Below are 16,009 nucleotides of genomic sequence, written 5' to 3' on the forward strand. Positions count from 1 at the left end.
GCATGGCATCGAAAAAAAGACGGCATCCATTTTCCGGATACCGCCTTTTTTGTTTCTTTCGGATGGCTGTTTCTTTATTTAATAATACGAACCCTTAACACGCCGTCTACTGCTTCCAGCGCTTTTACGATCTCTTCTGTTGCTTCGCTTTCCAGATCCATCATGGTGTAAGCGTAATCGCCTTTACCTTTGTTTGTCATGTCGCTGATGTTGACACCGGCGTTACCCATAACGGTGGTAAATGCACCCAGCATACCAGGAATATTCTTATGGCAGATGGTCACACGGCCTGCTCCTGTGCATACACCCATATCACAGTTCGGGAAGTTGACGGAGTTTTTGACGTTTCCGTTCTCCAGGAAATCACGGATTTCTTTAACTGCCATGACAGCACAGTTATCTTCGGATTCTTTGGTCGATGCTCCAAGATGCGGAGTAACGATGGTTCCCTCTGCGCCGACTACCTTCGGGTTTGCAAAGTCAGTCACATATTTTTTCATTTTTCCGGCCTTTAATGCTTCCAGAACAGCATCCTCATCAACCAGGAGGTCTCTTGCATAGTTCAGAAGAACCACGCCGTCTTTCATCTCATCGATCGCTGCCTTGTTAATCATACCTTTTGTGCTGTCCATCAGCGGAACATGAATGGTGATATAATCGCAGGTACGGTAGATATCTTCCACGTTCTGGATATGATGAATGTCACGGGACAGATTCCATGCCGCATCGACAGAAATGTACGGATCGTATCCGTATACTTCCATGCCAAGATGGGTTGCTGCATTTGCTACAAGCTGACCGATCGCGCCAAGTCCGATGATACCGAGCTTCTTTCCGCTGATCTCACAGCCGGCAAATTTCTTTTTCTGTTTTTCTGCTGTCTTTGCAATGTCGCCGTCTTCTTTGTCGCTCTTCACCCACTCAATACCGCCTGCGATATCGCGGGATGCAAGCAGCATGCCGGCAAGCACCAGCTCTTTGACGCCATTTGCATTGGCTCCCGGTGTGTTGAATACAACGATACCCTGCTCTGCGCAGTCGGCAAGCGGAATGTTGTTGACACCGGCTCCTGCTCTTGCTACGGCAAGAAGACTTTTCGGCAGCTCCATACCGTGCATGGCTGCACTTCTGACGAGAACCGCATCGGCTCCCTCCAGGCTTTCACTCTGCTGATAGTTTTCATTAAAATTTGCAAGGCCTACGCCTGCAATCGGATTTAAGCAATGATACTGAAACATTAGAGATTTTCCTCCTCGAACTTTTTCATGAAGGCTACGAGTGCTTCTACGCCTTCCTTCGGCATTGCATTGTAGATACTTGCACGCATACCGCCGACGGTACGGTGACCTTTCAGGTTCTCAAGTCCGGCTTCTTTGGACTCTTTGACGAATTTTGCATCCAGATCTGCATTTCCGGTGATAAACGGAACGTTCATCAGAGAACGGTCTTCCGGTACAACGGTTCCTTTGAAGAGCTTGCTCTGATCCAGGAAATCATACAGCAGTTTTGCTTTTTCTTCGTTGCGCTGTTTCATGACTTCCAGTCCGCCCATTTTCTTCAGCCATTTGAACACTTTGCCGCACATGTAGATGCAGTAGCAGTTCGGCGTGTTATACAGAGAGCCGGCATCTGCATGCGTTTTAAATTTCATCATGGTCGGTGTTCCCGGCAGGACATCGTCGGTAATCAGATCGTCACGGACAATGGAGATGACCATTCCGGCAGGTCCGATGTTTTTCTGGACACCGCCGTAGATGATGCCGTAATCGGAGACATTAACAGGTTCGGAGAGGAAACAGGAGGAGACATCTGCCACCAGGGTTTTGCCCTTGGTATTCGGCAGTTTTTTGTATTTGGTTCCGTAAATGGTGTTGTTTTCACAGATATAAACATAATCGGCATCCGGGCTGATCGGAAGATCGCTGCAGTCCGGGATGTAGGAAAATGTTTTATCCTCAGAGGAGGCAATTTTGTTTGCCTTTCCGTATTTCTGTGCTTCTGCGTATGCTTTCTTTGCCCACTGGCCTGTTACGATGTAATCTGCGACACCGTTTTTCATCAGGTTCATCGGGATCATGGAAAACTGCAGCGATGCACCGCCCTGGAGAAACAGGACTTTGTAATTTGACGGGATTCCCATCAGATCGCGAAGGTCTGCTTCTGCCTCATCGATAATATTCTGGAATACTTTGGAACGGTGGCTCATCTCCATGACGGACATGCCGCATCCGCGGTAATCCAGCATTTCCTCCTGGGCTTCTTTCAACACTTCCTCTGGCAGAACTGCCGGTCCTGCGGAAAAATTATAAACTCTGCTCATTTTTCATCCTCCTGTTTCTCTTGCTACTTTATATTACTGGAAAACCACCGTTCCTATGCCGGTGGTTTTCCTTGTAATCGTTTGTACCTGTATTGCAGTTTTTCTTACAAGTCTGCAATTCATATGGTAATACGGTATTACTTTACCACGTTGAAACTATGATACCTCTTTGTTAGAAATATGTCAATTCTTTTCTTGTTCCTTTTTTGCCAGATCCTCTGCATCGAAGACATCCTCGATCGGTGCTCCGGCCGGAACCATCGGGAATACTTTTTCATCGCAGTCGATCCATACGTCGATCAGTGCCGGTTTTCCGCTCGCAATCGCCTCACGGATGGCAGGTCCCATTTCCTCTTTCTTCGTCACACGGATGCCCTTTACGCCGAGCGCCTCAGCAACCTTGACAAAGTCCGCCTGATCCTGCAGAACAGTGTTGGAATACCGTTTTCCATAGAACAGTGTCTGCCACTGGCGTACCATACCGAGTACATGGTTGTTGACAACGACTTCGATCACCGGAATGTTATGTCTCGAAAGGGTTGCCAGTTCGTTCATATTCATGCGGAAGCAGCCGTCGCCTGCGATGTTGATAACGGTTTTGTCCGGGCGTCCCATTTTGGCGCCCATGGCAGCTCCAAGACCGAATCCCATGGTTCCAAGACCGCCGGAGGTTAAAAGGGTTCTCGGGCTCGTATACCGATAATACTGCGCCGCCCACATCTGATGCTGTCCGACATCGGTCGTGATGACAGCCTGGCCGTCGGTTGCCTTATAGATCTCCTCGATCACGAACGGTCCGGTAAGGCCTTCTTCATGCTTTAACGGGAATTTTTCTTTCATTGCCTCGATTTCGGCAATCCACTCGTCATGATGCATCGGCTCCAGCTTCGCATTCAGGCGTTTTAAGACTTCTTTGACGTCTCCGATGATGCTCGACTCGACAACAACATTCTTGTTGATTTCTGCCGCATCTACATCGATCTGAACGATTTTTGCATTGTTTGCAAATTTTGCGGCGTTTCCGGTGACACGATCGGAAAATCTTGCACCGAGCACGATCAGCAGGTCGCACTTCGTCACGCCATAGTTCGATGTTTTTGTTCCGTGCATACCGAGCATGCCGGTGTACAGCTTATCGGTTCCCGGGAAAGCGCCTTTTCCCATCAGGGTATCGCAGACCGGCGCCTGTATATGGTGTGCCAGTTCACGCACTTCCTCGGCCGCACCTGAGATGATGCTGCCGCCGCCCACGAAAATATACGGTTTTTTCGACTCCCGAATCAGAGATACAACGTGATCCAGTCCTTCTTCTGTGATTTTTTCGATAGACGGTGCGATTGCTTCCGGTGTCTTTGGCTCATATTCATACGTTGCCGCCGTGACATCTTTCGTGATATCCACCAGAACCGGGCCCGGTCTTCCGCTCTTTGCAATCGAAAACGCACGGCGCAGCGTGTCTGCGAGAACCGTGATATCTTTTACAATCACGCTGTATTTTGTGATCGGCATCGCAACGCCTGCAATGTCAATCTCCTGAAAGCTGTCTTTTCCAAGCAGTGCCTTTCCTACGTTGCAGGTGATGGCTACCATCGGGGTGGAATCCATGTAGGCAGTTGCAATTCCAGTGACAAGATTTGTCGCACCAGGGCCGCTTGTTGCCATACATACGCCTGTTTTTCCGGTCGCACGCGCATACCCGTCTGCCGCATGGGCAGCACCCTGCTCGTGGGAGGTCAGGATGTGGTGGATTTCCGGATGACGGTAAAGCTCATCATAGATATTCAAAATCGTTCCCCCCGGATAGCCGAACACGGTGTCCACGCCCTGCTCCTTCAGGCACTCAATAACAATCTGTGATCCAGTTAATTCCATGTCTGTATGATTCCTTCCTTATCTTTTGGCTTTGTGTATGAAATCAGCCATCCGATGAAAATGCACGTTCGGACGGCTGATATGATTTTTTTCTATTAGAACTCCAGAATGGCTCCCTTATTTGCGCTGGAAACCATCTTTGCGTAGCGTTTCAGATAGCCTGTGGTTACTTTCGGCTCTCTCGGAGTCCATGCAGCTTTTCTGCGTGCCAGCTCTTCATCCGATACGGCAAGCTCCAGCTTGTGCTCTGGAATATTGATGCGGATCAGGTCGCCTTCCTCAACGAGCGCGATCGGACCGCCTTCTGCTGCCTCAGGGCTGACATGACCGATGGATGCACCGCGGGATGCGCCGGAGAAACGGCCGTCTGTAATCAGAGCTACGGAAGAGCCAAGTCCCATACCTGCAATCGCAGAGGTCGGATTCAGCATCTCACGCATACCAGGGCCTCCCTTTGGTCCCTCATAACGGATGACAACAACGTCGCCTGCCACAATCTTGCCGCCGCGGATTGCCTCGATGGCATCCTCCTCACAGTCGAAGACTCTGGCCGGTCCTTCGTGAACCTGCATCTCCGGTACAACGGCAGAACGTTTGACGACTGCGGTATCCGGTGCCAGGTTTCCTTTCAGGACAGCAATACCGCCGGTCTTGCTGTATGGATTTTCTACCGGACGGATGATCTCCGGGTTTTTGTTGACACAGCCTTTGATATTCTCGCCAACGGTCTTTCCGGTTGCGGTCATGCACTCGGTGTGCAGAAGTCCCAGTTTATTCAGCTCGTTCATAACGGCATAAACACCGCCGGCCTCGTTCAGCTCCTCAATGTAGTGGTATCCTGCCGGAGCCAGATGGCAGAGGTTCGGGGTCTTCTCACTGATGGCATTTGCCATCTCCGGATTCAGCTCTACGCCTGCCTCATGCGCGATGGCCGGCAGATGCAGCATACTGTTGGTGGAACATCCAAGTGCCATATCGACGGTCAACGCATTTAAGAATGCTTCTTTTGTCATAATGTCTCTTGGACGGATATTCTGTTTTAACAGCTCCATAACCTGCATACCGGCTCTCTTGGCCAGGCGCAGACGCTCGGAATATACGGCCGGAATCGTTCCGTTTCCTTTCAAGCCCATGCCGAGAACCTCGGTCAGACAGTTCATGCTGTTTGCCGTGTACATACCGGAGCAGGAACCGCAGGTCGGGCATGCATTGCACTCAAAATCATAAACATCTTCCTCTGTCATAGTTCCGGCTGCGTAGGATCCAACCGCCTCGAACATGCTGGAAAGACTTCTCTTCTCACCTTTTACATGGCCGGCAAGCATCGGACCGCCGCTGACAAATACGGTCGGAACATTGACTCTTGCTGCTGCCATCAAAAGGCCAGGTACGTTCTTATCACAGTTCGGGATACATACCAGTGCATCAAACTGGTGAGCCATTGCCATACACTCGGTGGAATCGGCGATCAGGTCACGGGTAACGAGGGAATATTTCATTCCGATGTGGCCCATGGCAATACCGTCACAGACTGCAATGGCCGGGAACACGATCGGTGTTCCGCCTGCCATGGCAACGCCCATTTTTACAGCTTCTGTAATTTTATCCAGGTTCATATGACCCGGTACGATCTCATTGTAGGAGCTTACAATTCCTACGAGCGGTTTTTTCATTTCTTCTTCGGTCAGACCCAGCGCACGCATCAGAGAACGCTGTGGCGCCTGTGCGATTCCTTTTTTTACAGCATCACTTCTCATGATTTTTTCCTCTTTTCTTATCTTACAGTTTTATGCCAGTGCTTTTACCAGCAGATCTCCCATTTCGGATGTAGATACCTGGGTACATCCCTCAGACATAATGTCTACGGTGCGGTATCCGTCTTTTAAAATTTTCTGTACAGCATTTTCGACTGCCTCTGCCTCCTGATCGAGATCCAGGGAATAGCGGAGCATCATGGCTGCGGACAGAACCGTTGCAATCGGGTTTGCGATGTTCTTTCCTGCGATGTCCGGTGCAGAGCCGTGGCTTGGCTCGTACAGACCAAATTTTGTCTCGTTCAGGCTGGCGGAAGAAAGCATTCCGATCGAGCCTGCTACCATACTTGCCTCATCGGAAAGAATATCTCCGAACATGTTCTCGGTCAGAACGACGTCAAACTGGCACGGATTGTGGACGATCTGCATCGCACAGTTGTCGACCAGCATATGCTCTAAGGTAACTTCCGGGTAATCTTTTGCAACATCCTCTACCACGGATCTCCACAGACGGGAGGAATCGAGAACGTTTGCTTTATCTACACTCGTTACTTTTTTCTTTCTCTTCATGGCGATGTCGAATGCACGGATTGCAATGCGGCGGATTTCGGTCTCGCTGTAGGTCAGCGTATCGGTTGCTTTCCGGATGCCGTTTTCTTCTACAGTGCTGCGCTCTCCAAAGTACAGGCCGCCGGTCAGCTCACGCATAATCAGCATGTCGAAGCCCTCGCCGATGATCTCTTCTTTTAACGGGCAGGCATCTTTCAATTCCTGATACAGGTAAGCCGGACGCAGGTTTGCAAACAGACCTAACGATTTCCGGATTTTTAAGAGTCCTGCCTCCGGGCGCTTGTCCGGGCTTAATTTGTACCATGGGGATGTTTTTGCATCTCCTCCGATGGAGCCCATCAGGACAGCGTCGCATTTCTTTGCTTCTTCTATGGTTTCATCTGTCAGCGGCACGCCGTGCACATCAATGGAGGCTCCGCCCAGCAGAAGGTTGGTATATTCAAACTTATGTCCATATTTCTCGCAGACAGCGTCCAGAACTTTTTTTGCTTCCTTTACAATTTCCGGTCCGATTCCGTCACCGTGAATTAATCCAATACGGTATTCCATATCTTTCTCCCTCTTTTCTTCCGGCTGAAAAACCGTTCTATTTTCTCTGCGTCTATAGCATTTCTAAATTATACGCCATTTTTCCAGTAATTTCAACACGAAATTTCTTTGCATCGGACGAAACGCAATAATCTTTTTGCTTTTTTGCCATTTAAAAGAAAAATACGCGGCATTTTTCCCCGTTTTCGCCGTGTTCCGCCGAAGAAGTTTCGGGGGCGAAAAAAACGCAGGCATTCGTTCTTTTTGAATACCTGCGTTTTTCCTGGCTTTTCGCCGTGTGAAATTATTTTTTCTTTTCTGTTTTCTCTTCAACGACTGCTGTCTCCGGTTTTTCAACCTCTGTGATGGCTGTTTTGCGCATCGGGATACGGCAGTTTTTGTTGTTTCCGAACTCTACGATGACATCGTCGTCTGTGATATCGATGACTACGCCGTAGAAACCGCTTGTTGTGATGACTGCATCGCCGACTGCGAGGTCATTCAGCATTGCCTGCAGTTTTTTCTGCTCTTTCTTCTGCGGGCGGATCATTAAGAAATACATCATACCGAACATGATGACCAGCCACATAATTAACATACCAGTGCTCATCACACCGCTGTTTGCTGCTGTTGTTGTTGCTAAAAACATTTTCTTTCCTCCTGTTATTCGAGAGTACATCCCGTTCTTTAGACACACCTATCATAATACACAATCCGGAACCGATGGGCAAGTCTTTTTCGGATATTTTCCAAAGATTTCATACTTTCCCGATTACTTTTTGTCGTATTCCTCAAATCCTGCGAGTTTTGCCCGTTTGTAGGAAGCAAAATTGCCCTCGTCCAGCGCGGTCCGGATTTCTGTCATCATATTGTTGTAGAAATACAGGTTGTGCAGAACACAGAGCCGCATGCCGAGCATCTCTTTTGCTTTCAGCAGATGACGGATGTAGGCTCTGCTGTAGTGACGGCACGCCGGGCACTGGCAGCCTTCCTCGATCGGACGCGGATCCAGCTCGTATTTCTGATTGAACAGGTTCATTTTTCCATGGTTTGTGTAAACGTGGCCGTGGCGTCCGTTCCGGCTCGGATATACGCAGTCGAAGAAATCGATGCCGCGCTCTACGCCTTCCAGAATGTTTGCCGGCGTTCCAACGCCCATCAGATACGTCGGTTTGTCTTTCGGCAGGTACGGAACGACTTCGTCGAGAATATGGTACATCTCCTCGTGGCTCTCTCCTACTGCCAGACCGCCGACTGCATAGCCATCGAGATCCATCTCGGAAATCCGTTTTGCATGGTCGATGCGGATGTCTTCATAGATCGCACCCTGGTTGATGCCGAACAGAAGCTGATGTTTGTTGATCGTGTCTTCCCGCTGGTTCAGCTCCTGCATCTTATTTTTGCATCGCTGCAGCCATCTCGCCGTGCGGTCGACCGAGTTCTGCACATAACGGCGCTCTGCCACACTCGACGGGCACTCGTCGAAAGCCATCGCGATGGTTGAAGCCAGGTTGGACTGGATCTGCATACTCTCCTCCGGTCCCATAAAGATCTTTCTTCCATCTACATGCGAGTGGAAATAGACACCCTCCTCCTTGATTTTCCGAAGGCCTGCCAGAGAAAACACCTGGAATCCGCCGGAATCGGTCAGGATCGGTTTGTCCCAGACCATGAATTTGTGGAGTCCGCCCATCTTCTTTACGACTTCATCTCCCGGGCGCACATGGAGGTGATAGGTATTGGAAAGTTCTACCTGCGTACCGATCTGCTGGAGATCTTCGGTGGAAACAGCTCCCTTGATTGCTGCTGCAGTTCCGACATTCATGAATACCGGCGTTTCGATATTGCCGTGCACGGTTTCCATATGGGCGCGCTTCGCTCTTCCTTCCATTTTCAGAATTTTATACATAACGCTTTTCATCCTTTCTCAATGATCCCTGCCTCCTGTTTTCATGCAGGGCATACTATTTTTAGTATACAGGCAAAATCTGTTTTTGACAATGCCTGAATTTTCTTTTTTCTCTCTTTTTTCTTTCCCGCTTTCTCCATTTTTCACAAGGACTTTATACTTTTTTCATAAGACATCGCCTTTTTTCCAATTGTATTTCCTTATTTTTTGTCGTATAATGTGTTGAGATTGTTTCTTATTATAAAAGGAGTTTGATTCATGACTGATAAAAAATATACTCTTGGAATCGACATCGGTTCCACTACTGTTAAAATTGCGATCCTCGACGAAGAGAACCAGCTTCTCTTTGCCGATTACGAGCGCCATTTTGCAAACATCCAGGAAACACTTGCCCATCTGCTCGGGGAAGCCCACGAAAAACTGGGCGAACTGACCCTGCAGCCGGTCATCACCGGTTCCGGCGGACTCGCGCTTGCCAACCATCTTGGCATTCCATTCACGCAGGAGGTTATCGCAGTTTCCACATCGTTAAAAGCGCTGGCTCCGCAGACCGACGTTGCCATCGAGCTCGGCGGCGAGGATGCCAAAATCATCTATTTTGAAGGCGGCAATGTCGAACAGCGTATGAACGGTATCTGCGCCGGCGGTACCGGTTCGTTCATCGACCAGATGGCTTCTCTTCTGCAGACCGATGCAACCGGCCTGAATGAGTATGCGAAACATTACCAGGCCATCTACCCGATCGCTGCCCGCTGCGGTGTATTCGCAAAAACGGATATCCAGCCGCTCATCAACGACGGTGCAACAAAAGAGGATCTTGCCGCTTCTATTTTCCAGGCAGTCGTCAACCAGACCATTTCCGGTCTTGCCTGCGGTAAACCAATCCGCGGCCACGTTGCCTTCCTTGGCGGCCCGCTGCACTTCCTCTCGGAATTAAAGACAGCGTTCGTCCGTACCTTAAAGCTGGATGACGAGCACGCGATCGTGCCGAACAACTCTCATCTGTTTGCAGCCATCGGTTCTGCAATGAATGCAGAGGGAAAGACCGAGGTTTCTCTTCTCGCGCTGAAAAAACGGCTCGAAGAAAAAGTAGCCATCGATTTTGAGGTTGCCCGTCTCGAACCGCTGTTTAAAGACCAGGAGGAGTACGATGCATTCCTGGCCCGCCAGAGCGTCAACAATGTTGTAACGGCTGATCTTTCCACTTACGAAGGAAACTGCTATCTCGGAATTGATGCCGGTTCCACAACCACAAAAGCTGCACTCGTTGGTGAGGATGGCGCTCTTCTGTATTCCTTCTACAGCAACAACCACGGAAATCCGCTCGGCACCTCGATCCGCGCGATCCAGGAAATCTACTCCAAACTGCCGGATTCCGCACAGATCGCCTGGTCCTGTTCCACCGGTTACGGCGAAGCACTCATCAAAGCTGCGCTGATGCTGGACGAGGGTGAGGTTGAAACGATTTCTCATTACTATGCCGCAGCATTCTTCGATCCGGAAGTCGACTGTATTCTCGACATCGGCGGTCAGGATATGAAATGTATCAAGATCAAAAACGGCACTGTAGACAGCGTACAGCTCAATGAAGCATGTTCCTCCGGCTGCGGTTCCTTTATCGAAACCTTCGCGCAGTCCCTGAACTACAGTGTACAGGATTTTGCACACGAAGCACTGTTCGCAAAACACCCGATCGATCTTGGTACCCGCTGTACCGTATTTATGAATTCCAAGGTAAAACAGGCACAGAAAGAAGGCGCATCCGTTGCTGATATTTCCGCCGGACTTGCCTGCTCCGTCATCAAAAACGCATTATATAAGGTAATTAAAGTTTCCGATGCCACCGAGCTGGGACGCCACATCGTTGTACAGGGCGGTACGTTCTACAACGATGCCGTTCTTCGAAGCTTTGAGCGGATCGCCAACTGCGAAGCCATCCGCCCGGACATCGCCGGCATTATGGGTGCGTTCGGTGCGGCGCTGATCGCAAGAGAGCGCTATTCGGCAGATCAGGAGACTACGATGCTCTCCATCGAAAAGATCAATGAACTGAAATACTCGACTACGATGGCAAACTGCAAGGGCTGTACGAACAGCTGCCGTCTGACCATCAACAAATTCTCCGGCGGCCGTCAGTACATCAGCGGAAACCGCTGCGAGCGCGGTATCGGAAAAGAGAAAAACAAGGATCATATTCCGAACCTGTTCGAATACAAATACAAACGAATCTTCGGCTACCAGCCGCTGCCGCAGGATGAAGCAATCCGCGGAGAGGTCGGCATTCCGAGAGTCCTCAATATGTTCGAGAACTATCCGTTCTGGTACACCTTCTTCACGCAGCTGAAATACCGCGTGGTACTCTCCCCGACTTCAAGCCGCAAGATTTATGAGCTCGGCATCGAATCGATCCCGAGTGAATCCGAGTGTTACCCGGCGAAACTGGCTCACGGCCATGTGACCTGGCTCTTACGCCACGGCGTAAAATTCATCTTCTATCCGTGTATCCCGTACGAGCGTACCGAGTTCCCGGAGGCCATCAACCACTATAACTGCCCGATCGTTACTTCCTACGCGGAGAACATCAAAAACAACGTGGATGAGCTCCAGGACGACTCCATCACATTCCGCAATCCGTTCCTCGCATTTACGAGTGAAAAGGTTCTCGCCGACGGCCTGGCAAAAGAATTTTCCGGCCTGCCGGAGGATGAGGTCCGCGCCGCTGTCCATGCCGGATGGGAGGAGCTCGCCGCTGCAAGACGTGATATGCAGAAAAAAGGGGAAGAGACGCTGCAGTATATGAAAGAAACCGGCCGCAGAGGTATCGTGCTTGCCGGAAGACCGTACCACATCGATCCGGAAATTCATCATGGTATTCCGGATATGATTAACTCCTACGGTCTGTGCGTTTTAACAGAGGACTCTGTTTCCCATCTTGCACCGCTCGAGCGCCCGCTTCGTGTCAATGACCAGTGGATGTATCACACCCGTCTGTATGCGGCTGCAAACTACGTAAAGACACGCGATGATCTTGACCTGATCCAGCTGAACTCGTTCGGCTGCGGTCTGGATGCCGTTACAACCGATCAGGTTTACGAAATTCTGACCAGAAGCGGTAAAATTTATACCTGCCTGAAGATCGATGAGGTCAACAACCTCGGCGCTGCCAGAATCCGTGTCCGTTCTCTGCTCGCCGCTCTGCGTGCACATGACCGCAAACAGGCGGTACGTGAAATTGTTCCATCCTCGATCCAGAAGCCGGTCTTCACAAAAGAGATGCGCAAAGATTACACGATCCTCTGCCCGCAGATGTCACCGATCCACTTCTCGATTCTGCAGCCTGCATTCAATGCTGCCGGATACCATCTGGAAGTGCTTCCAAATGACAACAAAGAGGCGGTTGATGTCGGCCTGAAATACGTAAATAACGATGCCTGCTATCCGTCTCTGATGGTAGTCGGACAGATTATGCAGGCTCTGCTCTCCGGCAAGTATGACCTGAATAAAGTAGCCGTCATCATGAGCCAGACCGGCGGCGGCTGCCGTGCATCAAACTATATCGGATTTATTCGCCGTGCACTGGAGAAGGCCGATATGACGCAGATTCCGGTCATCTCGATTAACTTAAGCGGTCTGGAAGAAAATCCGGGCTTTAAGATTACACCGGATCTTGCGATTCGTCTCTGCTATGCAGCGGAGTTCGGTGATATCATGATGAAATGTATCTACCGGATGCGTCCTTATGAGCAGAAGAAGGGAACGACAGACCGGATTCACAAAAAATGGGAGAAAATCTGTATTGATTTCATTTCTTCCAAACACCTGAGCCATACCCGGTTTAAACAGATCTGCCGCACGATGATCCGCGACTTTGACCATATTCCGATTACGAACGAGAAAAAACCGCGTGTCGGTATTGTCGGCGAGATTCTGGTTAAGTTCCTTCCGGCGGCCAATAACCATCTGGCGGAGCTTCTCGAAAGCGAAGGCGCCGAGCCGGTTGTGCCGGATCTGATCGATTTCTTCTGCTATTGCTTCTACAATACGAATTTCAAGGTAGAGCACCTTGGATTCAAGAAGAGCTCTTCGATGCTCGGAAATACGGGCATTAAGCTGATCAACTGGCTGCGGAGCGCGGCAGTTGCAGAGTTCAAGAAGAGCGAACACTTTGATCCGCCGGCTGATGTACGGGATCTGGCGAAGTATGCTTCTCCGATTGTTTCCTGCGGTAACCAGACAGGTGAGGGATGGTTCCTGACAGGCGAGATGATGGAGCTGATTCACAGCGACGTTTACAATATCGTCTGCATCCAGCCGTTTGCGTGCCTGCCGAATCATATTGTCGGTAAAGGTGTTATTAAGGCGATCCGCAAGGAGTATCCGAAGGCAAATATCGTGGCCGTTGACTACGATCCAGGCGCTTCGGAGGTGAACCAGCTGAACCGTATTAAGCTGATGCTTTCTACCGCAAATAAGAATCTGAAACAGGAATCTGGCGGAGAGAAAGACGCATAAGAAGTTACATACTGATTTTTCTATTCCGATATTTAAAAAAGCTCCTGTCCGGAAAACAGTTTTTTCTGTTTTCCGGACAGGAGCTTTTTTTACATAACAGGAAATTTCGTTGACATTCCCCGTTATAAGCCCTCCGGGCAGGATCGCACTGCGGCGGCGGGGAATTCTATCGCTAAAGCGGCCCGCCGCAGGCGGAGAATCCCGCAAAGCAGGATTTTCTCTTCTGTTTTCAGCGGTAAATCCGCAGGATGCGGAGAACCTTTACCAGCTTCGTTCCCATCGGCATACGGCGCATTTCTGCTTCCGTCGTACCGGTTACAACCACAAAAGCAATCAGATATACGACGATTGCGATCAGAATTGCGGCCAGCATACTGATCGATGGACGCTTCGTAATGGCGAACAGACCATAATAAACAATCCAGGTTACAACACCCATAATAGCTGCTGCGATCAATGGTTTTACATAGGTATTTTTGAACTCATTGCGGAAATTCAGGTGTTTGCGGATCGAAAGGTTATTCAATACGCACATGCTAAGGGAGAACAGGATTCCTGCAAAGACAACGGCATAAATGTTTGTCTTTGGGAAAACTGCAAGGATCAGCGCCAGGACGACGAGATCCATTCCAAGGGAAATTGCTGCATTGTGCAAGGCTTTCTTCTGCTGCCCGATCGACTGCAGGACACTGTTGGTAATGGTAGACAGTGCAGAAAAGACAACCGATACGGCACCCATCATCAGCAGTTTGCCGGAAAGGCTCGAACTTGACGGGAACAAAACGCCTGTAATCGGGAATGCCAGGACTCCAAGGCCGACGGCAGCCGGAATGGAAATAAACATGGTCAGGCGGATCGTTTCCAGAATTTTGTCGTTTGCCTCGTCAAGGTCACCGGTTGCATAACAGGAAGACACCTCCGGCATCATCGCAGATGCGGATGCACTCGCCATGGCAAGCGGAACATTAATCAGCGTAACGTAATAGTTGGAAAACTCGCCGTATGCAGCGTTCAGCGCTTTCTGGTTTTCGCCGTGCCATCCGAGGATGGTAAAGAACAGATAGTTGTCCAGGTAAGCGTTGCAGTTGTAAATGAATGTCGTGAAAATGACCGGCGTTACCATCAGAAAAAGTACCTGAAAAATTTCACGGTAGGATTCTTCACGGTGACGTGTATCTCTGGCCACCTTTCGCAGAATCGTTTTCCGATTTACCCCGTAAACGATCAGCATAAAGCAAAGGCCTGCCAGGACACCGGCTCCTGTTCCGAGGGTTCCGCCGGCGGCACCGAATTTGGCATGTTCGGTATCGTTTGTCGCGAACTGCTGGATGAAGAACCAGGCGGCGCCAATACTGAATGCGGCGTTGAATACCTGCTCGATGATCTGTGAAATTGAGGTCGGCATCATCGTGCTGTGGGCCTGGAAATAGCCACGCAGAACGCCGAGAACAGCCGAGAAAAAGATCGTCGGCGCCAATACACGCAGGGCGAGGAGTGCATTCTGCTGGTTATACGGCAGAAGGAATTTCCCGCCAAAGAATGCCACCAGTGCAGCAACTCCACCTACGATCACGGCGTAAAGAAGGGCACCGTGGAACACGCGATGTGCATTTCGGTACTCTTTTAATGCCAGACGTTCGGATACGATTTTTGACACTGCCATCGGAATACTATAGGAGGAGATCAGAAGCAGAATCGTATACAGATTACTCGCCGTACTGTAATAGCCAAGTCCCTCATTTCCAATCGTTTCGCCGAGCGGTGACCGGTATAAAAGACCGATCACACGTGAGATAATCGTTGCCGCCATTAAAATAGAAGTATTTCTCAATAATGTATTTTTCTTTTTACTCATGCTTTTGCTCCCGTATTACATTTTCGATCTGCCAGTCAATCGGCGCAAGACCGTTTTCTTCCAGATATTCGTTTGTTCTGGAAAACGGATGGCTGCCGAAAAATCCACGGTATGCAGAGAGCGGACTCGGATGAGCGGACATCAGCACCAGATGCTTTGGATTGTGGATCATCTCTTTTTTCCGCTGCGCCGGACGGCCCCAGAGGATAAAGACCATCGGTCGATCCTGCTCTGCGAGTACCTTGATCGCTGCATCGGTAAACTGTTCCCAGCCGATTTCCTTGTGGGAATTTGCCTGATGCGCACGTACAGTCAGCACCGTGTTCAGCATTAAAACACCCTGCCGTGCCCATTTTTCGAGATATCCGTTGTTCGGGATATAGCATCCCAGATCGTCCTCAAGTTCCTTGTAAATGTTGACCAGGGACGGCGGAATACTTACCTCCGGTTTTACAGAAAAGCAGAGCCCGTGCGCCTGTCCCGGCTCATGGTACGGATCCTGGCCCAGGATGACCACTTTTACCTGCTCGAGCGGGGTAAAGTGGAACGCATTGAAAATATCATCAGCCGGTGGATAAATGGTGTGAGTTTTATACTCCGCACCCACCGTCTGAAACAGTTTTTTATAGTAGTCTTTGGAGAATTCTCCCTTCAGGGCATTTGCCCAGCTTCCGCTAAGAGGCGGCATA

At 49.9% G+C, this 16,009-nt stretch carries 10 protein-coding genes; 1 reads left to right on the top strand and 9 read right to left on the bottom strand.

Annotated features, from left to right (window positions below; translation table 11 throughout):
• Window positions 1-74: 74 nt before the first annotated feature.
• From DXD02_RS04320 to tgt, 7 genes are all read right to left on the bottom strand, one after another.
• Window positions 75-1,238 carry a phosphoglycerate dehydrogenase gene (locus DXD02_RS04320; protein WP_117814389.1) on the bottom strand — a complete coding sequence of 388 codons (1,164 nt, stop codon included), beginning with the start codon at window positions 1,236-1,238 and terminating at the stop codon, window positions 75-77.
• Window positions 1,238-2,320, bottom strand: coding sequence for a 3-phosphoserine/phosphohydroxythreonine transaminase (gene serC / locus DXD02_RS04325; protein WP_117804398.1), 1,083 nt, complete (start codon window positions 2,318-2,320; stop codon window positions 1,238-1,240). The genes DXD02_RS04320 and serC overlap by 1 nt, the downstream gene beginning before the upstream one ends.
• Window positions 2,321-2,503: 183 nt before the next feature.
• Window positions 2,504-4,192: a biosynthetic-type acetolactate synthase large subunit gene (gene ilvB, locus DXD02_RS04330; RefSeq protein ID WP_117804397.1), complete on the bottom strand. Its 1,689-nt coding sequence runs from the start codon at window positions 4,190-4,192 to the stop codon at window positions 2,504-2,506.
• Window positions 4,193-4,287: 95 nt separating this feature from the next.
• Window positions 4,288-5,949 (bottom strand): dihydroxy-acid dehydratase, encoded by a 1,662-nt coding sequence (ilvD, locus tag DXD02_RS04335; RefSeq protein WP_117801682.1) that lies wholly within the window; start codon window positions 5,947-5,949, stop codon window positions 4,288-4,290.
• 30 nt (window positions 5,950-5,979) lie between these two features.
• Complete coding sequence (gene leuB, locus DXD02_RS04340) at window positions 5,980-7,065, bottom strand: 3-isopropylmalate dehydrogenase (protein WP_117801683.1); 1,086 nt, start codon at window positions 7,063-7,065, stop codon at window positions 5,980-5,982.
• 283 nt (window positions 7,066-7,348) lie between these two features.
• Window positions 7,349-7,693, bottom strand: coding sequence for a preprotein translocase subunit YajC (gene yajC / locus DXD02_RS04350; protein ID WP_117509198.1), 345 nt, complete (start codon window positions 7,691-7,693; stop codon window positions 7,349-7,351).
• 123 nt (window positions 7,694-7,816) lie between these two features.
• Window positions 7,817-8,953, bottom strand: coding sequence for a tRNA guanosine(34) transglycosylase Tgt (gene tgt, locus DXD02_RS04355; protein WP_117804425.1), 1,137 nt, complete (start codon window positions 8,951-8,953; stop codon window positions 7,817-7,819).
• A 258-nt stretch (window positions 8,954-9,211) separates the two neighbouring features.
• Here tgt and DXD02_RS04360 point away from each other — a divergent pair, with 258 nt between their 5' ends.
• Window positions 9,212-13,465 carry a 2-hydroxyacyl-CoA dehydratase gene (locus tag DXD02_RS04360; RefSeq protein WP_117804394.1) on the top strand — a complete coding sequence of 1,418 codons (4,254 nt, stop codon included), beginning with the start codon at window positions 9,212-9,214 and terminating at the stop codon, window positions 13,463-13,465.
• Between the two features lie 229 nt (window positions 13,466-13,694).
• On the opposite strand, the gene DXD02_RS04365 is transcribed toward DXD02_RS04360, so the two are convergent.
• On the bottom strand, window positions 13,695-15,320 hold the full coding sequence (locus tag DXD02_RS04365) for a putative polysaccharide biosynthesis protein (RefSeq protein WP_117804393.1): 1,626 nt from the start codon (window positions 15,318-15,320) through the stop codon (window positions 13,695-13,697).
• Window positions 15,313-16,008 carry a uracil-DNA glycosylase gene (locus tag DXD02_RS04370; RefSeq protein ID WP_055219339.1) on the bottom strand — a complete coding sequence of 232 codons (696 nt, stop codon included), beginning with the start codon at window positions 16,006-16,008 and terminating at the stop codon, window positions 15,313-15,315. The genes DXD02_RS04365 and DXD02_RS04370 overlap by 8 nt, the downstream gene beginning before the upstream one ends.
• Window position 16,009: the final 1 nt, after the last annotated feature.

It is taken from the genome of Blautia sp. TF10-30 (assembly GCF_003481245.1).
GTDB classification, from domain to species: Bacteria; Bacillota; Clostridia; order Lachnospirales; family Lachnospiraceae; genus Fusicatenibacter; species Fusicatenibacter saccharivorans.